Source organism: Arthrobacter sp. EpRS71 (assembly GCF_001512285.1).
Lineage (GTDB): Bacteria > Actinomycetota > Actinomycetes > Actinomycetales > Micrococcaceae > Arthrobacter.
In genome coordinates this window covers 1758715-1780089 of record NZ_LNUV01000006.1, presented here as the reverse complement: position 1 = coordinate 1780089, position 21375 = coordinate 1758715, and the positions used below count along the sequence as shown (strand labels likewise).

Sequence of the window (21375 nt, the reverse complement as noted above, 5' to 3'; positions counted from 1 at the left end):
GCCGTCGTGCGCTTCTTGCGTTTATAGCGGCTGCTAGACCTCCCGGCGCCGCTCAACAACCGTTTCAGGCGCGGTACGCCGTTCAACCACCGTGCGGCGGGTCCGGTTGGACATGGCGATGGAGATGATGAGTCCGATCACGCCGACCACCATCAGGATGTAGCCCACCAGGACCTGGTCGAGGAAGGGGATAAGTCCGGGGGCGAGCGCGAAGGCCAGAATAGCTCCAACGGCAATCAGGGCAATGGAAGAACCGATTCTCATAACGTGCTCCTCGTGTCTTTTCGGCGCAGTCAGGGCTGACGACCGAATCTGTGTCATCAGGATACTTATGATCTTGGTCTTCGGCCAGTCGTTAAGCGTGTCATTCAGGGCTGGTTTAGTGTCCGTAGCGTTCAGCCACCCGGACAATAGCGTCCTCGGGAGTGGGCGCGGGACCGAACACCTGCTCCTGGCGGGTGACGTCAGCGACGTATTTTCCGGTCTCGAACCACGCCACCATGCTGGCCATATCACCCACCAACGGCAGGACCTTCGCGGTCACCTTGCCGAGCCCCGCGATGGCGCCGGCGGGTATGGACATCACCTTGATCTGCCTGCCGGCCCGGCGGCCAGCCACTTCCGCCGCTTCATGGATGCTCACGGGCCTGCTCCACCCAATATCGATGCGCTCACCATCAACAACGTCGGCGTCCACCGCTTCCGCAAGGTACGCAGCGACGTCGCTGGCCAGGACGAACGTAAGCCGGGCATCCTTGGAGCCGAGCCACACAAAGCGGCCCTTCGCAAAAGGATCCCCTCCCATCCCCACCGCCTGGTCAAAGAAGGCGCCGGGCCTGAGCGCCACAAACGGAACGCCGAGCTCCTCAAAGGTGTCCTCGGCCAGCTTTTTGTTCCAGAAATGGGGAATCTGGGGTGTCTGGTCGCAGGTGACGATGCTGATCAGCACAAAGCGCGGCACTCCAGCGTGCTTGGCCGCGACAGCCAGGTTCCTGTTGCCAAACGTGTCTATTGCCTTGGCGTTCTTGTCATTGCGCGTGTAGCCGGCCGCCGTGGAGATGGCCGCGGAAACGCCGGTCATCGCGGCGATCAAGGAGGCGGCATCCAGCATGTCGCCGCGGGCGATCTCAACGCCCTTGGCCTCAAGTCTGGCGGCGTTGGACTTGGGCCTCACCAAGGCACGGACTTTCTTGCCGCGCTTGAGAAGCTCGTCCACCACTTGGCCGCCCAGAAAACCCGTGGCACCAATAACAAGGACAGGAAGGTCTTCGGCCACGGTTTCTCCTCAGGGGTTTGCTCCTAGGGTCAGTGGTAGCACGCGATGGGAGCTCCGGGCTAGGGCATGATGATGACCACCTTCCCGCGGGCGTTACCGGCGTCGAAGTAGCGCATGGCCTCGGGGACCTGCGCCAGCGGATACGTGCGGTCGATGGCGGGGCTGATGGTTCCCTCTTCCAAGAGCCCTGCAAGGTATTCCAGGTCTCCAGCCGTCTGGACGCCCACGATCATGGTGAGCCGCTGCTTGATGAAGGGGGAGAGTGCCACCGCCCGCAGCTGGCGGTCCAGGCTTCCCGTCCACGAGCCGCCTTCCTCGCCGCCGGTGATCACAGCAGTGCCGGCGGGGGTGAGGGACCGCCGAAGACGGGCAACGGACGGATTGCCGGCGATGTCGATGATGACGTCGTAGCGCTCAGTGCCATCAGCAAAATCCTGTGTGGTGTAGTCAATGACATGGTCTGCGTCCAGCGCTCGAACCAAGTCCACCTTGGCGGTACTGGCAACACCCGTAACCTGGGCACCTGCCGCCTTGGCGAGCTGCACCGCATAGCTGCCCACACCTCCGGAGGCGCCGGTGATCAGGACCCTGAGGTCTTTCGACACTAGGCCCTTCATCGGATCCATACCGCCGGCACGCAGCGCGATCAGAGCGGTGCAGGCGGAAACCGGCACCGCCGCGGCCTGCTCGAAGCTGATGCTCGCGGGCTTGAGGGCAAGGTGGTTTTCGTGGGCAGCGGCGTACTCTGCGAACGATCCCTTCCCCGACCCAAAGACGTGGTCGCCCGCAACGAACCGCGTCACTTTGGAACCGACAGCTTCAACGGTCCCGGCGAGGTCCAGCCCGGGAACGGGTTGCCTTGGAGCGCGAAAACCGTAGACCAGGCGCAACGCATATGGTAAGCCGCTGGTGATGTGCCATGTCCCGCGGTCCAACCCGGCGGCCCTAACCTTCACCAGCACGTCATTTTCCCCGATGGCCGGGCGCGGTAGCTGTGCCTCGTGCAGGACGTCCGCGGAACCATAGGCCTCCTGGACGATGGCCCTCATGAACGGACCCGGTATGGACCGCCGCTTGTGATGACGTGATTCTTTGGCTTGCTGACCAGTGGTCATGGCCGGACCTTTCAGGGTGTGTTTTCGGGGCGTGCTTTCGGGGTTGCAGGGTAGTTTCAGCGATTTTCGTACGGTGTACTAATGACGTTACCGTACACTGTACTAAAGGTCTAGAGGTACTAGAATCCGTTCCGAGCCGAGGGAGATCCCGTGACCGCAGCAACACCCCAGCGCCTCCCCCTGAGCCGGGAACGCGTCCTGGAGTGCGCCGTTGCCCTCGCGGACGAATCCGGAATCGCCGCTTTGACCATCCGTACGCTTGCCCACAGCATGGGGACCAAACCCATGTCGCTCTACTACTACGTAGCCAACAAGGACGACATCCTGGACGGAATCGTGGACATCGTCTTCAGCGAAATCGACCCTCCGATGCCCGACGGCGATTGGCGCGAAGAGATGCAGAGGCGGGCAACGGGAGTCCGGGCGGCACTCAAAAGGCACCCTTGGGCCGTGGGGCTGGTGGAAAGCCGCTCCGCCCCGGGGCCTGCCACACTCCGCCACCACGAAGCGACCCTCGCCACCTTGCGGGCTGCGGGCTTCTCCGTGCAACTGACCGCCCACGCCTACGCCCTGCTGGACAGCTACATCTACGGATTCGCCGTCCAGGAAGCTGCCCTGCCGTTCGAGGGCCGGGACACCGCGGCGGAAATCACCAAACCCATCCTGGAGCGCTTCTCCACAGGTGAGTATCCGCGCATGGTGGAGATCGCCGTCGAGCATGTCCTCAAACCCGGCTACGACTTTGGCGACGAGTTCATATTCGGCCTGGACCTCATCCTGGACGGCCTCCAGCGCTTGAAAACCGGCACCGAATAAATGCCTTCCAGCAGGGCGCGCGAGTCTCATTGGAGGCACTCAGGCCCGCGGGGTACGGTTCGGGCATAGCTGACGACGCCGACTGAGGGAGTTTTGTTCATGGCGAGGATCGAGGACTATGCCATCATCGGGGACCTGAACACGGCCGCCCTGGTGGGGCGCAGCGGTTCCATTGACTGGATGTGCCTGCCGCGCTTCGATTCCCCGGCCTGCTTCGCCTCACTGCTGCACAACCCCGACGCCGGCCGCTGGCTGCTCGCGCCCGCCGGGACACCAGACGGCGGCAACTGCACGCGCCGCCACTACCGCGAGGACACGCTGATCCTGGAAACAGAATGGGAAGTTGACGGAGGCTCAGTCCGGGTCATCGATTTCATGCCCGTCCGTGACGACGCCGTGGATCTGGTGCGGATCGTCGAGGGGCTGTCCGGCGAGGTCACCATGCAGATGGAATTGGTTCTGCGCTTCGACTACGGCCGCGTGGTGCCGTGGGTGCGGCATAACGAGCACGGCATCAGCGCGGTGGCCGGCCCCGACTCGGCCTACCTCACCACCCCTGTCACATTGGAGGGCAGGGACAAGCGCACCTACAGCGAATTCACGGTGAGAGCCGGCGAGCGCGTGCCTTTCGTGCTGCGATGGGCGCCAAGCCACGAACGGGAGCCGCGACGGATCGACCCTTCCCGGGCATTGTCCGGAACGGAGAAGTTCTGGCTGGAATGGATTGGCCGCAGCGAGATGACCGGCAAGTACAAGGAGCCTGTGGAGCGGTCCTTGATCACTCTCAAAGCCCTGACGTATGCGCCTACCGGTGGCATCGTGGCCGCCGCAACCACGTCCCTGCCCGAGCAACTGGGCGGACCACGCAACTGGGATTACCGGTATTGCTGGCTGCGCGACGCCACCCTGACCTTGCAGTCACTGCTCGCCGCGGGCTACACCGAGGAAGCGGCCGCGTGGCGGGATTGGCTGCTGCGCGCTGTCGCCGGCGACCCGTCGGAACTTCAGATTGTGTACGGGCTCGACGGCGCCAGGAGACTCCCGGAGGCAGACATTCCCTGGCTCTCCGGTTACGAAGGTTCACAACCAGTGCGTACCGGAAATGCCGCTGCCCCGCAGCTCCAGTTGGACGTGTGGGGCGAGGTACTGGATGGCCTCTCACTCACCCGGGCGGCTTCCCCCGACAGCACGGTGGACGCATCCTGGGACATTCAGGTGGCCTTGATGGAGTACCTGGAGGGGGCGTGGGACCAGCCCGATAACGGTCTGTGGGAAATGCGCGGACCGAGGCGACACTTCACCCATTCCAAGGTCATGGCGTGGGTGGCTGCGGACCGCATGGTCAAAGCCGTCCGAACATCCGGGTTGCCGGGCCCTGCCGACAGGTGGGCGGCGCTTCGCAGCGAGATCCACGCAGATGTGATGACCAAGGGCTTCGACGAGAAACTCAACACCTTTGTGCAGTCTTACGGCAGTACGGAATTGGACGCGAGCCTGCTCCTGATTCCACGGGTTGGTTTCCTGCCGCATCGGCATCCGCGGGTTGCCGGGACGGTGGACGCCATCCAGAAAGGACTCAGTGACGATGGCTTGGTCCTCCGGTACCGCACCCAGTCCGGCCATGACGGACTTCCGGGCGATGAAGGGGTTTTCCTGGCCTGTTCGTTCTGGCTGGTGGATGCGCTGCTGGGAATCGGCCGCGCCGGCGAAGCGACCCAGCTCTTCGAACGACTGCTCAGCCTGCGCAATGACGTGGGGCTGCTCAGCGAGGAGTGGGATCCACGGACGCAACGCCACCTAGGCAACACTCCGCAAGCTTTCAGCCATTTCCCGCTGATTCACAGCGCCCTGCAGCTTCACCAGGGTGAAGCCCACAGCAGTGACACGCCGCTCCATAGGCCCAAACATCCAGGCCGGGCCAGCGGTTCTACGCTTCGGAATGATCCTCGTCTTCGGTAGCGGCCGCTTCGCCCTTGTGGCTCGCTTCCTCCATGTGAAGGTCCAGTTTGCGTTCGGCTTCGCGTCGTCGCTGGCCAACGGTCCGCATCTGCTGCGTGGTGGGGTCTCCCCGATCTTCTGATATTGCGCTGCCTGATGATGCTGCGCCCTCGACGGGCTGCACATTCTCTTGTTCGCCCATACGTCAATGGTCCCATCACCAGTTCATCAGCGATAGCCTCGCCAGCTACAGCCTCGTGACCCATACTTTCGTCAGCGACGCCTAAAACTGCCGCTGCGCGGCCCGCTCTGCACACTCATACGAGTTTTTGGGGCGCAAATCGGGCCTCACAACAATGCAGGTGGCCTTCTGCGCCCGGATCCAGATGCGCGGCTTGTCTCTTCTACTTTTCAGAAATCGCTTTCTAACCCAGTGAAGATGGGCTACATTTATCTCCAGCGGTTTTCGGGATGCCATCCCGATAATCGGAATCTATGAAAACCATATCCCCCACCAAACGGCTACTACCTCTAGCCATCACTCGCTTGGAGACAAGATTGACTGAGAACAGCGTTGTTCAGAATGCCGGCCGGCCAGGTACCGGCACCCCGTCCGAGGTGAAGAACGTCCGCCGTGCAGCATGGGCAGGACTCATCGGAACCGCCCTGGAGCAGTACGACTTTGTGATCTACGGAACGGCCTCCGCGATCATCTTCAACACGATCTTCTTCCCCAACGTCGATCCTGCGATCGGCATCCTCGCAGCCTTCGGCGCCTATGCCGTTGGCTTCGGCGCCCGGCCCCTGGGAGGACTCTTCTTCTCCAAGTACGGCGATCGCTTGGGCCGCAAGTGGGTGCTGGTGGCCACCCTCTTCCTCATGGGCATCGCGACGTTCGCCATCGGACTGCTGCCCACTTACGAGCAAGCCGGGCTCTGGGCCCCGGCACTCCTGGTGGCTTGCAGGTTCCTCCAGGGCTTCGGCGCCGGCGCTGAGCAGGCCGGCGGTGTGGTCCTCATCGCGGAAACCGCCCCCAAGGGCCAGCGCGGCAAGTACGCCTCGCTGGTCTTCGTCGGGGCAGCGGCCGGAACCGCTCTCGGCGCAGTTGTATGGATCCTCGTCCAGATGATGCCCAAGGAAGCGCTGGAGTCCTACGGATGGCGACTGGTCTTTTTCTCGTCGATCTTCGTGACGATCGCCGCCTACGTCATTCGCCGCAAGCTCAAGGAATCCCCTGTTTTCCAAGAACTTCAGCAGGAAGGAGCGATCGGCAAGAAAGACACTCCCGTAGCGGATGTAGTTAAGAACGGCCGCAAGAACCTCGCCCGTGTGTTTTTCATGAACGTGGGCGCCAACGCCCACTCCTACCTGTTCCAGGTCTTCCTTGGCTCCTACCTCATCAGCCAACTCAAGATCGACGCCACATTCATCCCCAAGGTACTGCTGGTTGGTGCGCTGTTCGCCTGCGTGTCCGCCTACGTGTTTGGCAACCTCTCGGACAGGTTCGGTCGCCGCTCCATGTACCTCGTGGTGACCACTTTCCTGTTCATCTTCCCCATCCCGGCCTTCCTGCTGATCAATACCGGCAATCTGTTCCTGATTTCGCTGGTCATCGTCTTGGGCTTCATCTTTGCCGCGCAGGGATCCGTAGGCGTCCAGGCCGCGTACTTCCCTGAGCTCTTCGGTGCACGCTACCGCTATGCCGGCGTTGCCCTTGGCCGCGAGTTCTCCTCCGTGTTTGGCGGCGGCGTCGCCCCGCTGATCTGTTCCGCTTTAGTCACGGCCTTCAGCGGATCCTGGATCCCCGTTGCCATCTACATGATGGCAATGATGGGCATCAGCTTGTTCACCACCATCAAATCCCCGGAGACGGTCGGCCGTGACCTTCTCCTTGAAGAGGACGCCAAGTAATGCAACAACCCACCACCCCCGTTACGCCCATCCATCCGAGCAAAATAGTCATCACCGATTGCGATCATCATTCGATCGACATCGAGCGGGCAGTCGCCAGGGAGGCAGGCGTCGAACTGGTTCTGGCGCAATGTCGTACCGAGGACGAGGTGATCGCTGCCGCCGCCGACGCAGACGCGATCGTGGTCCAGTACGCGCCCATCACCGCCAAGGTTCTGGACGCTTTGCAAGGCCTGAAAGCGATCGGTCGCTACGGCGTCGGGGTTGACACGCTCGACGTCGGAGCCGCCACCGCGCGCGGCGTGGCCGTCTGCAACGTCCCCGACTACGGCACGGAAGACGTCAGCGACCATGCGATTGCCCTGGCCGTCAGCCTGGCGCGCGGGATCGCGCAGTTGGACCGCGGTGTACGCCGCGGCGATTACTCCCTCCAGCCGGTTCAACCGTTGCACCGGATCAGCGAGCGCGTGTTCGGGGTGGTGGGGTTGGGCTTGATTGGCGCAGCCACGGGCCGGAAGGCGAAGGGACTGGGGTACCAGGTTATTGGGTCCGATCCGTTGCTGGCACCCGGGGTTGTCACGGAGGACGGGATCACCGTGGTCAGTTTCGAGGAGCTCATTGCCCGTGCCGACGTGATCTCCCTCCATGTGCCGCTCAACCACTACACGCACCATCTGATCAACGGTGATGTCCTGGACAGGGTGAAACCGGGCGCTGTGCTGGTAAATACGTGCCGCGGCGGAGTGGTGGATACGGATGCCGTGGCGGCGGCCCTCAAGGACGGACGGCTGCATGCTGCAGGCCTGGACGTCTTCGAAGTTGAGCCCCTGCCCAGGACCAGTCCGTTGCTCGAACTGGACAATGTGGTCCTCACACCGCACGCTGCCTGGTACAGCGAGGAGTCCTATGCGGAACTCAAGCGACGCACGGTGGAAAACGTAGTGGAGGTATGTGCTGGCCGCACGCCGCGAAACATCCTCAACCATGAAGTGCTGATGGGAAGCGTGGCTTCATGAGCATCGAAACTGAGGTCAAGACCATGAGCGCGGCCGTCTGGACCGGCCCGGACACCATCAAATACCGGACCGTGCCGCTCCCCGAGGTGCCGGAGGGCTGGGCCTTGGTCCGGTCGGAGCTAACCGGTATTTGCGGCACGGACTTCTCCATCCTCCACGGCAGCCACCCCCGTGCCGAAGCACCCGTGGTAATGGGCCACGAGATCACGGGCATCGTGGACATCGCCGCCCCGGAAGGTCCGGCAGCGGGCACCAGGGTCATCGTTGAGCCCTTGATCCACTGCGGGAACTGCCACCCCTGCAGGCAGGGGGACACCCATGTGTGCCGCAGCCTGAAGCTCTACGGGATCGACATCGCGGGATCCCTGGCGGAATACGTTGCCCTGCCAGCCGAAACGTTGATCCCCATCAGCTCAGCAGTTCCACTCCTGGAGGCCGCTCTGGCGGAGCCACTGGCCGTCGCCGTGCATGCCGTTTCCCGCTCGGGCCTGCGGGGCGGCGAGCGCGTGGTGGTGTTCGGCGCCGGTCCCATTGGCATCCTCACGGCACTTGTTGCGCGTCACGAAGGGGCCGGCAGCGTGCTGATCTCCGAACCGTCCGAAGATCGCCGCAAGGTGGCAGAAGAGCTTGGCTTCGAAACCGTCGCTTCCGGAGCAGACCCCATCGAGGCCATCCTGGAGGCAACTGGCGGGGACGGTGCTGACATCGTTTTTGATTCCGCTGCTCACCCTTCCGTGGCCGCGGTCCTGCCGAAGGCTGTCCGCGTTTTGGGCACCATCGTCCTGGTGGGTGTCTATAAGAAGCCCGTCGAGGTGGACCTGCAGGCACTCACCTTCTCCGAAAACACTGTGGTGGGCGTCCGCGTCTACACACGGGCCGACGTCGAACGTGCCGTCCGCCTGATCGAGGGCGGCGACCTTGGGCTGGGCCGTATCCCGGTGGAGGTCTTCCCGCTCGAAGAGACCCTGGCCGCGTTCACCAAGGCCATGACCGCCGGCGCGGTCCTCAAAGTATTCGTGGGCCCCGCTACCGCAGCGGAGCTCGGCAAGGAAGAAGCATGACTGACATCGCACTGGCGCTGCGTGCGCCTTTTGACCTGACAGGCTCGACGGCGGCCGTCACCGGAGCGTCCAGGGGTATCGGCTTGGGCATTGCCTTGGGCCTGATCCGGGCTGGCGCCAATGTGGTTGCGCTACAGCGTGGACCGCTCGCACCGGAATTGACCCGTGCCGCGGCAGAGGCAGGCCTCACCGCCGAGGCTGTCGCAATCGACCTGTCGAACCAGGAATCGGTGGCCGCAGCCGTCGAAACAACGCTGGCAAAGCACCGGATCGACATCCTGGTGAACAATGCCGGAACCCAGATCCGCCACGACTCCGTCGAGTTCCCACTGGAGGACTTCGACGCCGTCATGAACATCAATACCCGGGCAGTGTTCCAGCTCTGCCAAGGCTTCGGAAAGGCCATGGTTGGGCGCGGACAGGGCAAAATCATCAACCTGGCGTCCCTCCTGACCTTCCAGGGCGGGTTACGGGTTCCCGCCTACGCAGCTTCCAAGGGTGCGGTGGCCCAGCTGACCAAGGCCCTCTGCAACGAATGGGCCCCGCAAGGCGTGAACGTCAATGCCGTGGCCCCTGGCTACATCGCCACGGACATGAATGAAGCCCTGTTGGCCGACTCCGTTCGGAATGAGCAGATATCCAGTCGGATCCCCGCCGCCCGCTGGGGAACAGGTAACGACCTGGCCGGGGCAGTGGTATTCCTTGCCTCGGCCGCCGCGGATTATGTCCATGGTGTTGTTCTTCCGGTGGACGGCGGGTGGCTGGCCCGATGAGCGACAGTCAACCAAGCAACATCCAACGCCCGGCCCCTTCGGCGATCCTGCAGGCCAACCCCGTGGTGGCGGTCATGCGAGCTCACCACGCCCGCGAGTACGCCCCGGTGATTGATGCACTGGTGCGCGGTGGCGTCCGGTCCATTGAGCTGACCCTCAGCACACAGGGAGTCTTCGAGGAACTGCCACGGCTCAAGGCTGAATTCGGAACGGAGGCCGAGATCGGCGTCGGTACCATCACCACCGTGGGCCAAGCACGGCAAGCCCTCGACGACGGTGCGGACTATCTCGTCACGCCGGCGATGGTCACCACAGTGGTGAGCGCCGCCGTCGAGCGTGGCATCCCGGTGTTCCCGGGCGGACTGACGCCCACTGAACTGCTGGCGGGCTGGGGCGCCGGTGCCACAGCGGTGAAACTTTTTCCGGCCTCGGCCGTGGGCGCCGGGTACATCGGCCAGCTCCGGGGACCATTTCCGGACATGCGCATCGTCCCGTCCGGAGGCATCGGGATCGACGACGCTCCGGCGTGGATCGCGGCTGGCGCCTTGGCCGTCAGCCTCGGCGGGCCGCTGCTGCGCGATGCGTTCTCAGGCGGAAGCTTGACGGAGCTGACGGCGCGGGCAGAGAAACTCAGCCGACTGGTGGCGGACGCCATGGAAACGAGGGCAGCCAAGTGACTACCTCCACGGACGTGGTGACCATGGGCGAAACCATGGCGCTGATGAAGGCCGAAACGCCTGGCCCCTTGGCCCATGCACGTTCGCTGGGACTGGGCATGGGCGGAGCCGAGACCAACTTCGCCATCGCCTTGAAACGGCTGGGTACCAGCGTGACCTGGCTCGGACGGGTAGGCCAAGACAGCCTCGGTGACCTCGTGCTCCGCGAAGTAGCCGCGGAGGGCATCACCACGCTGGGAATCCGCGACGCAGAAGCGCCCACGGGACTCATGATCAAGGAACGCCGCACCTTGGAGCACCTCAAGGTCTGGTACTACCGATCCGCCAGTGCAGGCTCACGCTTGGCTCCGGAAGATGTCCCCGTGGATGCCATCCGGAACGCGAAGCTCCTGCACCTGACAGGAATCACTCCCGGCCTGTCTGAGTCAGCCTACGAAGCGGCGATGTTCGCTATGTCCGTGGCGCGCGAAGCCGGGGTGACGGTCTCGTTCGACCTCAACTACCGCGCTGCACTGTGGACGGAGGACAAGGCCGGGCCGGTCTTTCGCAAGTTTATTGAACGGGCGGACATCATTTTTGCCGGCGACGACGAAGCCGCAATCGCTGTGGGCCACGGGGCGGATTCCCTCGATCTCGCACACAAGATCGCCGCCTTGGGGCCGGAGCAAGTAATCATCAAGAACGGTCCGCTGGGTTGTGTCGGCGTCATCGACGGCTCCGCGTATCGCCAGGAGGCAGTCCGGATCAACGCTGTAGACACCGTAGGCGCAGGTGACGCGTTCGTGGCCGGATATATCTCTGACCTCCTCGCCGGAGCTTCCGTGGAAGACAGGCTGCTCACCGCAGTGCGAACCGGCGCCTTCGCCTGTTTGGTACCCGGCGATTGGGAAGGCATGCCGCGGCGGAACGAGTTGGGTCTGCTCGATGCTTCGGAGCCCGTGGCCCGGTAGCCTGGGCTGGATCCTCTGCCTAGATCCAAGCCCTTTCAAATCCCGGCGGCAGGCAGCTGGTGAGCTCTGGCTGGAACTTCTGCAGCAAAGCAACAAGGGACTGGATGCGCTCGGGAGTCATGTGGACGCTGGGTGCCGAGACTGAGACGGCGGCAGCCATGGCGCCGCTCAAGTCCGGTATCCCGATGGCCAGGCACGTGATTCCGAGTTCATTCTCCTGGTCGTCCATCGCGTAACCGTTTTGTTTGGCCTGATGAAGTGCGGCCAGGAAATCTTCGGCAGTCCTGATGGAGAGAGGCGTTGGAGTGATGGTGTGGTTAAAAGCCTTGATGGCCTCTGCGTCATCCTTCTCCGCAAGCAGCACCTTGCCCAGCGCGGTGGTTTGGGCCATCCGCCGGACACCCGGATAGGAAGTCATCTCGAACCCCCGGTGGCCACGGGCCTTGGCCAGATAGACCACTTCATCCCCGGAGAGTATTCCCAAGTGGGTCGCGTCCAAGGTGATGCGGGCAATGTCGGACAGGATCTGCTGCACGGCACCGGGAAGATCGATGCTGGTTTGGGCTTGTGTGCCCAATTCCAAGAGCTTCACGCCCAGGTGGTAGCTGCGGTCCTCCGCTTGGCTCAGGTACCTGGCTCCCACCAAGGAGGTCAGCATTCTGTGGGTGGCGGATCTGCTGAGTCCTGCGGCTTTGGTGATGTCCTCGAGCCGATGGTTGCCGGCCGCTACGTGGTCAATCAGGCTGAGTCCGCGTTCAAGCGTCCGGGCTCCGGCGGTAGTGGCTTCCATGTCTCCGATTCTCCCACGGAACCGGAATGACTCCCTATATATGGGAAGCCTTGGGTGGGCGGCCAGTGCCCGGTAGCGTGAGCCGGAGACAGGTTGCGCCCCCGCGCAAGCGGACAATCCCAAGGAGTTGCCCCATGAGCAGGTCCCACCGAGCGTCACAGCATGAACCGGACACCGCCGTCGAACTCAATCCTTTGTTCAGCAGGCCCGGAGAATCCACCATATTTCCCCGTTTCACCCTGCCTGACGGCGAGTCCCTGCCCGCCACGGCCTACCAGGTTGTCCACGATGAAGCGATGCTGGACGGCAATTCCCGGCTGAACCTGGCCACGTTTGTGGGGACGTGGATGGAACCGGAAGCCTCAAAGCTGTACGCCGAGACGTTCGACAAGAACATGATCGACAAGGACGAGTACCCCCAAACAGCGCTCATTGAAACCCGGTGCTGGCGGATGCTCGCGGACTTGTGGAATGCGCCGGATCCCGCAAAGAGCGTCGGCACCTCCACTATCGGTTCGTCCGAGGCCTGCATGCTGGGTGGTTTGGCGTTGAAGCGGCGCTGGCAGCATGCACGGCGCGCCGCCGGGAAGTCCACGGAGAAACCCAACCTCATCCTCAGCTCTGCGGTCCAAGTGTGCTGGGAGAAGTTCTGCAACTACTGGGATGTGGAGCCCCGTTTTGTCCCAGTCTCGGCCGAACACCCCACCTTGGACGGCCACGACCTTGACCAGTACGTGGACGAAAACACCATTGGCGTCGTGGCCATCCTGGGCGTCACCTACACCGGCAAGTACGAACCCGTGGAACTCATCTCCGAAGCCTTGGACGAGATCCAGGCACGCCGCGGACTGGACGTCCCCATCCATGTGGACGGCGCTTCCGGGGCCATGGTGGCGCCGTTCCTGCAACCGGAAACGGTATGGGATTTCCGGCTCCCCCGCGTCGCGTCGATCAACACCTCCGGCCATAAATACGGGCTGGTGTATCCCGGCCTCGGATGGGTGGTGTGGCGGGATGCGGCGGCACTCCCCGAGGACCTGATCTTCCATGTCAGCTACTTGGGCGGGGACATGCCCACGTTTGCCCTGAACTTCTCCCGCCCCGGCGCCCAGGTATTGCTGCAGTATTACCTGTTCCTCCGCCTTGGTTTTGCCGGCTACAGGTCGGTCCAGGCGACGTCCCGGGATGTGGCGCTGTACCTCTCCAGCGAGATCGGGGCCATGGACGCGTTCACGTTGTGGAGTGACGGGTCCGACATCCCAGTGTTCGCTTGGCAGCTCAGCGAGGGTCACACCGAACACTGGAACCTGCACCACCTCTCGGAGCGGCTCAGGATGAACGGCTGGCTGGTTCCGGCTTACCCCCTGCCCGATGGTTTGAGCGAGGTCACCGTCCAGAGGATCGTGGTCCGCAACGGTTTCACCCGCGACCTCGCCTCCAGTTTCCTGGCTGACCTCAAGAAGGAAGTGGACTACCTGGACAGCCTCACTGCACCGATGCCCACCGTCAAGCAATCAGAAGGCTTCCACCACTAGCCGTTGGAAGGGAGTTCGCCATGTGCCGTCTCTTTGGGCTCCACGCCGGTCCACGGCCGGTGCGTGCCACGTTCTGGTTGTTGGACGCACCGGACAGCCTCTCCGTTCAGAGCCGGCGGGAGCCCGACGGCGCCGGCATTGGCACTTTTGACCCGGCCGGTAAAGCTCACGTGGCCAAACAGCCTTTGGCAGCATGGGAAGATCACGCGTTCGCCCGTGAAGCGAGGGACCTGGTAAGCACCACGTTTCTGGCCCATGTGAGGTACGCCAGCACCGGCGCGCTCACCATGGTCAACACCCACCCGTTTGAACAGGACGGGCGGCTGTTTGCGCACAACGGCGTTCTTCACGGCCTGGAACACCTCGATCAGCGCCTCAACGAGCTCGGCGTGATGGACCTGGTGCTGGGACAGTCCGACAGTGAGCGCCTCTTCGCACTGATCACAGCGGAAACGCGAAGAGCCGGAGGAGATGTGGGGACCGGCATAGTGGAGGCCATCAACTGGGTGGCCAGGGAACTACCCGTGTTCAGCCTCAACTTCATCCTGTCCACCGCAACAGACATGTGGGCGCTGAGGTACCCGGCTACCCACGAGTTGTACGTGCTCGAAAGGCAACCGGCCACTGGGTCCGCCCCGCTGGACGTTCGAAGCCGACGAATCCGCTCAAGGAGCACCGGGCTTTCCCATGCGCCGCACGTTCTCTTCGCCACTGAACCCATGGACCCTAACCCGGGCTGGCGCCCCATGGAATCCGGCGAGCTGATCCATGTTGGGCCCGGCCTGGGCGTTACCTCCACGGTGCACTTCCCGAACGCTCCCACCCGTCTACTTACCCTGGCCGACCTCGAACCGGCCGCGGCAGCGTCACAACGGCCCTGACCGGCCGCTGGTCCTGCCGCTGGTCAGTCCGCACCCAAGATGTGTCAGGCCGCACCCAGCAGAACAAACGCACGACGGCGACCTCCCGCCGTCGTGCGTTTCTCGCCTTTCAGGGGCGTCAGGCCGCACCCGGCTTTCAGGGGCGTCAGGCCGCGCCCGGCTTCTTGAGGAAGACCGCAACCGCTGCAGCAGCCGCGAGGCAAAGCGCCGCGTTTACGGCAATAGCAACCGTGAGGCCGCTCAGCACCGCGGGTGCGTCGATCGCGCCGACGGCAAGCAACTGAGCAGTGAAGACCGCGCTCATCACGGGGATGCCCATGGTGATGCCGATCTGTTGGCTCATGGTGGCCAGCCCGGTTGCCATGCCCTGATCCGCGTCGGGGAGATCCGATGTGGCGGTCACCATGAAACCCACGATGACTACCAAGTTGGCCACACCACCCATGAATGTCGCTACGAGGAGGAGCCCAATGGATGCCGGATCTGAGTCGAGCCACACCAACGCTCCAGTAGCCAGCGCCTGAACCACAAACCCGTAGACCATGGCGTTCTTGCTCCCCACCCTCGCGATCACCTTCGGTCCCACCATGCCCCCAAGGACCGTGCCCAAGCCCAGGACGGCGAAGGAGAGGCCCGCGCCGAGCGGCGTGTAGCCCAGAACCTGCTGCAGGTACAAGGTCAGCAGGAACACCAAGGATGTCTCGGTAACAAACGCCAGAACTCCGGCGACGTTGCCCCACGCCACATTTGAACGCTTGAGGATGGCCAGGGGCACAAGCGGGTGCGGTGCGCGGCTTTCCACCACGGCAAAGACGGCAAAGAGGACGACGGCGGCCGCAAGCGCACCGAGCGTCAGGGGGTTGGTCCACGAATGCGCTGCAGCATGAGTGAAGCCGAAGACCAAGGCGAACAGACCCAAGGTGACGGTGATGGCCCCGGGAACGTCGAGCCTGACCTTGGACGTGGGCCTGCTCTCGGCGAGGACAACGGGCGCGATGAGGAGGACGGCCGCCGCAACGGGAACATTGATGAAGAAAGCCCACCGCCAGCTCAGGAGGTCAGTCAATAACCCACCCAGAATTGCCCCGGTGGTAAATCCGGCAGCCATCAGGGAGCCATTAAGGCCAAGTGCTTTGTCCCGAAGAGGGCCTTCCGGAAACGAAACCAACAACAAGGACAGGGCGGCCGGCACCACCATGGCCGTGGCAATGCCCTGGCCCACCCTGGCCAGCAGCAGCACCGCAGGTTCGGTGGCCAGCCCACCCGCCAATGACGCTGCCGCCAGCAGCGCCATGCCGATCAAGAACATCTTCCGCCGCCCCGCCAGATCCGCCACGCGACCGAACAGCAAAGTCAACCCGGCGGCGCAGAGGGCGAACGCTGTTGCGACCCATTGCAGGTTATCCAGTGAGAAGCCAACGTCCGAGCCGATGGCAGGCAGAGCGACGTTGAGGATGGAGAAATCTACAGCCAGCGTGAAGCTCGCTGTCAGGAGAACAATGAGCGCCAGCCGCTGCTTGGGAGCCATGCTGTCTGTTGCTTGGCTGTGTGTCGCTTGGCTTTGTGGGGTGTTGCTTGGCGTTGGCCCGGCGTGGGAATGGCTGGTTCTTTTGGTTGTTGGCATGCCTACAGCGTGGTCACTTCCGTGATGGGCAACCACACCCCGCTGTGGGTACCACTGACAGTGACAGGACAATCCAGGCCGATGGCTGAACAATGGGGTCATGGGTACACACAGTGAACTTGGGGAGTTCCTCCGCGTCCGCAGGGCAGCCTTGCAGCCTGAGGACGTTGGCGTTCTGAATTACGGCATCCGCCGCGTCCCCGGTCTGCGGCGGGAGGAGCTCGCCATGCTGGCCGGGGTCAGCACCACCTATTACACCCGGCTGGAACAGGGACTGAGCACAAATGCCTCAGATGCTGTCATCGACGCAATTGCCCGCGCTTTGAACCTCAGCATGGACGAGCGCGCGCACCTCTTCAATCTGGCGCGCCCGGGAAAGACGAAGCGGCGCTCGCCTGCCAAGCCGGACAAAGTTCGGCCCGGGACTTTGAAGTTGATCCAGTCCATGTCCGGTACGCCCGCGGTGGTCCTGGGCCGTCGAAGCGAAGTTCTGGCGTGGAATGCCTTGGGACACCGGCTCGTTGCCGGACACGTAGACTTCGCAGCTCCGGAGAGCCCCTCCAGCCGTCCCAACATGACCCGATTGCTGTTCCTCGACGATCACACACGGGAGCTTTACACCCGGTGGCCCGAGGAGGCGAGCCGGGCGGTGGCATCATTGCGCCTCGTGGCGGGAAAATCCGCCGACGACCACGAACTGGCATCCCTCGTTGGTGAGCTCACGTTGAAGAGCCAGGAATTCGCGAGGCTCTGGGCCAAGCATCCGGTGGAGAACTGCATGTCCGGTGTGAAATACCTGCACCACCCTGAGGTTGGATACCTGGAGTTGAACTTCGAGGTCCTGACGCCCCCGGACGAATCCGGGCACCGGGTGCTCCTGTACGCCGCAGAACCGGGCTCGCTGGCGGCGACGGCGCTGCAGCTTCTCCAAAGTTCGGGCGGCGTCGAGGCAATCCCGCGCGGTCTGGCGGAAATCGACGCCGGTAATCCAGCCGGTCTCGACCATCAATCCGGGCTCCTCAGTTAGGCCCCGACTGAACATCAGCCCGCGTCGTGGGGGTCACTTGCAACGACAACTCGAGCTTTCGGAGGGAGTTTTCCACATAGCGTCGATGGGGGCTGATAGCTGCCGAGCCCTCGTGACAGGGTTGACTCATGGAAGGCATAGGGAAGATCTTGGCGCGGCGGGCAGGTTCGCCCGGCGCCAGTGAGGTGTCCCGGAATGCCTCGGCAGTCCCCCTCAACGTTCCTTCCCGGGTCTCACCACGCAAGTGCCCGACGCCGTTGGGCACCAACGCCGAGACCTCCTGGACCGCTGGGCTGCTGCTCGGACTCGAGTCATTGCCAAAACCCGGGCAGTCTGGGCAGCTTGGGCCGGAAGGCGTACCCGCGGCTTTGCTCGAGTCCGAGGAATCCGAGTCGAGAGTGGTGCCCGCGGCGTTGCTCCAGCCGCTGGCAGAACCAGAGAAAGCTGCAGCGCACGGCGTACCCGCGTCCTTCCCCGCACTTCCAGAGTCCGCGCTCGAGTGGTTGCCCACCGAGTCGGCGCTGTCTGGTGTTCCTGCATTGGACGCGGCGCTTCTTGAGGTTGCTGCCGCAACTGATGCGTTGAGGTCAATAGCGGCCGATGAGGTGCGGTTGTTGGGGTTTGTTGAGGCTGCTGATTTCGCGGGCAGGGTCGAGGAGATGTCCCGTTCGGTGGAGTATTTGCAGGTGGTCGCGGCCCAGGCTGTGGAACGGACCCGCACAGAAAAACAATCGGCATCAACAAACTTGGCACACTATTGAGTTCTCAAACAACAGGTCATCCGGCACCAACCAGAACCCTCACAGGTCCCGGAATCGCTCCGGAGCAACTTTTCAAACTTACCCGACCCAGCCGCACAAAGCAAACCAAAACCCGGGCCTCCCACACCAACCAGAAGCACACAAAAGCACTACCGGAACCGGCGAATTGAAAGGGAGTCGGTCGCTATCTTTCCGCATCAGCGGCGGCGACTCGAATAACTTTACACGCGCCCAACCCCCACGCCAAATCCACACCAACACCACCCAAAACCCCCGCCAACACAAGGAAAACAACCCCACCACACCCCAAAACCACCCCAAAACAACAACGACAAATTTCCGTGAAGCCCATCACACAACCCAACACACCGCCGTCGAACCCCCAAAACACCAACACACCCCACCAAAAATGAGAGAACGTCGGCCCCAAACCCGAGGGATGTGAGAGAGCATCCACAAGGGGGGTGCGACTATCAGACAGCGCGGCTGCACAGGAGGCACCACCGAGCGCGCAAGCGATCATTGCCGTCACCCACCTGCCACCACCACGCAAAAGCCAACCGCCGCCGTCGAACCCCACAACCAGACGGCCAGACCCCCGCCGTTAAACAACAACGCTCCCCCACCAAAGTGAGAGAGCGATGTGTTCAAACCCGAGGGATGTGAGAGAGCGTCGGGAAGGGGGTGGGACAAGAGGCTCAGTGACCCCCGTGCCCTCCGGCCCCTTCGGTCTTGCGCATCATGGCACCGAGCACCACTGCAGCAACGGCAATTACGGTGGCGGCCAGGAATGCTGTCTGCATGCCGGCTACCTCGCCCGAAGACGCCGAGACCACGGCATAGATGGACACGAGCAATGCCGTACCAGCTGCACCGGAAACCTGTTGCGCCGTGCTGATGATTGCGGAGCCGTGGGAGTAGAGGTGCGGCGGCAGTGGGTTCAGGCCAGTGGTGAAGGCCGGAGTAAAGAGCAGTGCCAGGCCAAGGCTCAGGGTGACGTGCAGGGCAATGACCCAGCCAAGCGAACTTCCCTCATCCAGACGCGAGAACTGCCAGAGGGTCAGGACCATCAGCACCGAACCTGTGACGGTCAACGGCAACGGACCTACCTTGTCGAAGATCCGTCCGATGACCGGACCCAGCAAGCCCATGGCCAAACCACCCGGCAGCAGAGCCAGTCCGGTCTCCAAGGGCTGAAGGTGCAGGGTGTTCTGGAGGTACAGCGGCAACAGAATCACTCCGCCGAACAAGGCCATCATTGCCACGACCATCAGCAGGGTGGACACCGTGAACATGCGGAACTTGAAGGCGCGAAGGTCCAACAGCGGAGAGTCGGACTTCTGAAGCTTGAGCTGCCGGAAGACGAACAGTGCCAGGCAAAGGACGCCAACCACCAGTGCAATGACAGGAACAACGCCGGCCTCGGCGCCGCCGATCTGGCTCAGGCCGTACACCAGGCCACCAAACGCGGGCACGGTGAGTATCACCGAAGGAACGTCCAGAGTGGTCTTCCCGCGTTCCCCCACGTTGGTGAGGTACTTGGCCCCGATCGCGAAAGCAGCCAGGGCAACGGGCAACACGAAGACAAACATGAAGCGCCATGAGAAGTTGTCCAGGATGATGCCGGAAACGGTGGGGCCCATGGCCGGAGCGACCGAGATGGCGATGCTGACGTTGCCCATAACGGCACCACGTTTGGACATCGGCACCAGTGTAAGGATGGTGGTCATCAGCAACGGCAGCATGATGGCGGTACCACCGGCCTGGACGATGCGTGCCAGCAGCAACACCAGGAATCCCGGTGCCAGTGCGGCCATGAGGGTTCCGCCGCTGAAGAGTCCCATGGCCAGCATGAAGGCACCGCGGGTGCTCATCCGCTGCAGGATGAACCCGGTGGTGGGGATGACCACGGCCATGGTCAGCATGAAGCCGGTAGCCAGCCACTGCACGGTGGAGGCGCTCACCTGAAGGTCGATCATGAGTCGCTGGAGGGCGACGTTCATGATGGTCTCGTTGAGGATCACCACGAACGTGGCAACAAGCAACGTGACAATAACCGTGACGGATTCACGGGACATCTTCCCGGACACCGGGGCGTTCGAGGCCGGCGCCTGCGACGCCGGGGCCTGCGGTGGTGCCGCCTCTGCGGAGGTGACGGTACCGGAAGCGCCGGATTCAGGATTGCCGTAGGCGTCGGACGTGACGTCGGTAGACATGAGGATTCCCCAAGGTTTGGATTTGGTGTCCGGCGATCTGTGCCGGTGAAGACTAAAACAGTCTAAACGCCCATCCAATTCCCGTCAGTAGAAAAATTCCTAACGCTAGGAGAACAAAGGGGCGTTGTCGATGAGCCGCACCGGCCCCACCTTGGCGGCAATGATCGCCAAACCCTCACCGCGGAACGGGGTCTCCTTGCAGTTCTCTGCGAGCGGTTCCAGCGTGACGGGATCAACGACGTCGAAGTAGTCCAGTTCCACCAGCGGCTGGGATTCAACAAGCGCGACGGCGGAATCGAGGTCAAGCGGTTGGTGCGCCTTCGCGCGGGACTCAATGAGGCGTAAAGCCCGCGACAACACCAAGGCAGCGTCGCGCTCCTCATCCGAGAGGAAGCGATTGCGGCTAGACAACGCCAAACCGTCCTCGCTCCGAACGATGGGTACAGGAACGATCTCCACAGGGAAGTTCAGGTCCGCAACCATACGCTTCACCAACGCCAACTGTTGTGCGTCCTTCTGGCCGAAGTACGCCCGGTAGGCCGCCGTGGTGCCGTCCGCAGCAACTCCTCCCGGGAGTCCGTAATGCAGCAACTTGGCCACGACGGTGAGCGCGCCGTCGAAGTGCCCGGGGCGGGAGGCGCCTTCCCACTTATCGCCCAGTGGGCCGGACGTTACCCGCACCAAGGGCTGGCCGCCGGGATACACCTCGTCCACGGACGGCGCGAAAACCAAGTCCACGCCTTCAGCATCAAGCAGGGCCATGTCGGCGTCGAGCGTGCGGGGGTAGCGGTCCAGGTCCACAGCATCACCAAACTGCAGGGGGTTCACGAAAATGGTGGCCACCACCACGTCATTCTCCGCCACGGCAGTCCGGGCCAGGGTGGCGTGGCCCGAGTGCAGTGCGCCCATGGTGGGCACCAAACCTTGGGAATGTCCGCCTTTAAGAGCCAGGAGCCGGGCACTGTCGGCGCGCAGTTCCGCCGCAGTGGTCACGAGTTTGATGGCCAT

At 63.1% G+C, this 21375-nt stretch carries 20 protein-coding genes; 12 read left to right on the top strand and 8 right to left on the bottom strand.

Going from position 1 to position 21375, the window contains the following annotated elements:
• Positions 1-33 precede the first annotated feature (33 nt).
• The 3 genes from AR689_RS18545 to AR689_RS18535 all read right to left on the bottom strand — a co-directional run bounded on the left by AR689_RS18545 (position 34) and on the right by AR689_RS18535 (position 2391).
• Positions 34-264, bottom strand: coding sequence for a DUF6458 family protein (locus tag AR689_RS18545; RefSeq protein ID WP_062072498.1), 231 nt, complete (start codon positions 262-264; stop codon positions 34-36).
• Positions 265-379: 115 nt separating this feature from the next.
• Positions 380-1276 (bottom strand): SDR family oxidoreductase, encoded by an 897-nt coding sequence (locus tag AR689_RS18540; RefSeq protein ID WP_062072496.1) that lies wholly within the window; start codon positions 1274-1276, stop codon positions 380-382.
• Positions 1277-1335: 59 nt separating this feature from the next.
• Positions 1336-2391, bottom strand: coding sequence for an NAD(P)-dependent alcohol dehydrogenase (locus AR689_RS18535; protein ID WP_082698058.1), 1056 nt, complete (start codon positions 2389-2391; stop codon positions 1336-1338).
• 150 nt (positions 2392-2541) lie between these two features.
• On the opposite strand from AR689_RS18535, the gene AR689_RS18530 reads away from it, so the two are divergent.
• Together AR689_RS18530 and AR689_RS18525 are read left to right on the top strand one after the other, a co-directional pair.
• Positions 2542-3207: a TetR/AcrR family transcriptional regulator gene (locus tag AR689_RS18530; RefSeq protein WP_062072495.1), complete on the top strand. Its 666-nt coding sequence runs from the start codon at positions 2542-2544 to the stop codon at positions 3205-3207.
• A 99-nt stretch (positions 3208-3306) separates the two neighbouring features.
• Positions 3307-5166 carry a glycoside hydrolase family 15 protein gene (locus AR689_RS18525; protein WP_062073883.1) on the top strand — a complete coding sequence of 620 codons (1860 nt, stop codon included), beginning with the start codon at positions 3307-3309 and terminating at the stop codon, positions 5164-5166.
• Here the strand turns inward: AR689_RS18525 and AR689_RS18520 are convergent.
• Positions 5135-5347: a hypothetical protein gene (locus tag AR689_RS18520; RefSeq protein ID WP_062072493.1), complete on the bottom strand. Its 213-nt coding sequence runs from the start codon at positions 5345-5347 to the stop codon at positions 5135-5137. The two genes, AR689_RS18525 and AR689_RS18520, sit on opposite strands and share 32 nt — an antisense overlap.
• 356 nt (positions 5348-5703) lie before the next feature.
• On the opposite strand from AR689_RS18520, the gene AR689_RS18515 reads away from it, so the two are divergent.
• The 6 genes from AR689_RS18515 to AR689_RS18490 are packed head-to-tail and all read left to right on the top strand — an operon-like array spanning position 5704 to position 11533.
• Positions 5704-7056, top strand: a complete 1353-nt coding sequence (locus AR689_RS18515; RefSeq protein ID WP_062072491.1) for an MFS transporter — start codon at positions 5704-5706, stop codon at positions 7054-7056.
• The gene (locus tag AR689_RS18510) at positions 7056-8072 is read left to right on the top strand and encodes a C-terminal binding protein (RefSeq protein WP_062072489.1); all 1017 of its coding nucleotides are present in this window, start codon (positions 7056-7058) and stop codon (positions 8070-8072) included. The genes AR689_RS18515 and AR689_RS18510 overlap by 1 nt, the downstream gene beginning before the upstream one ends.
• Positions 8069-9133: a zinc-dependent alcohol dehydrogenase gene (locus tag AR689_RS18505; RefSeq protein WP_062072487.1), complete on the top strand. Its 1065-nt coding sequence runs from the start codon at positions 8069-8071 to the stop codon at positions 9131-9133. The genes AR689_RS18510 and AR689_RS18505 overlap by 4 nt, the downstream gene beginning before the upstream one ends.
• Complete coding sequence (locus AR689_RS18500; RefSeq protein ID WP_062072486.1) at positions 9130-9906, top strand: SDR family oxidoreductase; 777 nt, start codon at positions 9130-9132, stop codon at positions 9904-9906. Before AR689_RS18505 ends, AR689_RS18500 begins: the two co-directional genes overlap by 4 nt.
• On the top strand, positions 9903-10583 hold the full coding sequence (locus tag AR689_RS18495; RefSeq protein WP_062073882.1) for a bifunctional 4-hydroxy-2-oxoglutarate aldolase/2-dehydro-3-deoxy-phosphogluconate aldolase: 681 nt from the start codon (positions 9903-9905) through the stop codon (positions 10581-10583). Before AR689_RS18500 ends, AR689_RS18495 begins: the two co-directional genes overlap by 4 nt.
• Positions 10580-11533, top strand: coding sequence for a sugar kinase (locus AR689_RS18490; protein WP_231745589.1), 954 nt, complete (start codon positions 10580-10582; stop codon positions 11531-11533). Before AR689_RS18495 ends, AR689_RS18490 begins: the two co-directional genes overlap by 4 nt.
• Before the next feature lie 19 nt (positions 11534-11552).
• On the opposite strand, the gene AR689_RS18485 is transcribed toward AR689_RS18490, so the two are convergent.
• Positions 11553-12323 (bottom strand): IclR family transcriptional regulator, encoded by a 771-nt coding sequence (locus AR689_RS18485; protein WP_062072484.1) that lies wholly within the window; start codon positions 12321-12323, stop codon positions 11553-11555.
• A gap of 134 nt (positions 12324-12457) precedes the next feature.
• On the opposite strand from AR689_RS18485, the gene gad reads away from it, so the two are divergent.
• Positions 12458-13858, top strand: coding sequence for a glutamate decarboxylase (gene gad / locus AR689_RS18480; RefSeq protein ID WP_062072482.1), 1401 nt, complete (start codon positions 12458-12460; stop codon positions 13856-13858).
• Between the two features lie 20 nt (positions 13859-13878).
• Entirely contained in the window at positions 13879-14739 is an 861-nt protein-coding gene (locus AR689_RS18475; RefSeq protein ID WP_062072479.1) for a class II glutamine amidotransferase, read from the top strand.
• Between the two features lie 145 nt (positions 14740-14884).
• Here the strand turns inward: AR689_RS18475 and AR689_RS18470 are convergent, their stop codons facing one another.
• Entirely contained in the window at positions 14885-16267 is a 1383-nt protein-coding gene (locus AR689_RS18470) for an MFS transporter (protein ID WP_062072477.1), read from the bottom strand.
• Positions 16268-16463: 196 nt separating this feature from the next.
• Here AR689_RS18470 and AR689_RS18465 point away from each other — a divergent pair, with 196 nt between their 5' ends.
• Both AR689_RS18465 and AR689_RS18460 read left to right on the top strand, forming a co-directional pair.
• Positions 16464-17390, top strand: coding sequence for a helix-turn-helix domain-containing protein (locus AR689_RS18465; protein ID WP_062072476.1), 927 nt, complete (start codon positions 16464-16466; stop codon positions 17388-17390).
• A gap of 128 nt (positions 17391-17518) precedes the next feature.
• Entirely contained in the window at positions 17519-18151 is a 633-nt protein-coding gene (locus AR689_RS18460) for a hypothetical protein (protein WP_062072474.1), read from the top strand.
• A 698-nt stretch (positions 18152-18849) separates the two neighbouring features.
• Here the strand turns inward: AR689_RS18460 and AR689_RS18455 are convergent.
• Both AR689_RS18455 and panC read right to left on the bottom strand, forming a co-directional pair.
• A complete protein-coding gene (locus tag AR689_RS18455; RefSeq protein WP_062072473.1) occupies positions 18850-20367 on the bottom strand; it encodes a DHA2 family efflux MFS transporter permease subunit in 1518 nt (505 codons plus the stop codon).
• Positions 20368-20472: 105 nt separating this feature from the next.
• Positions 20473-21375, bottom strand: coding sequence for a pantoate--beta-alanine ligase (gene panC / locus AR689_RS18450; protein WP_062072471.1), 903 nt, complete (start codon positions 21373-21375; stop codon positions 20473-20475).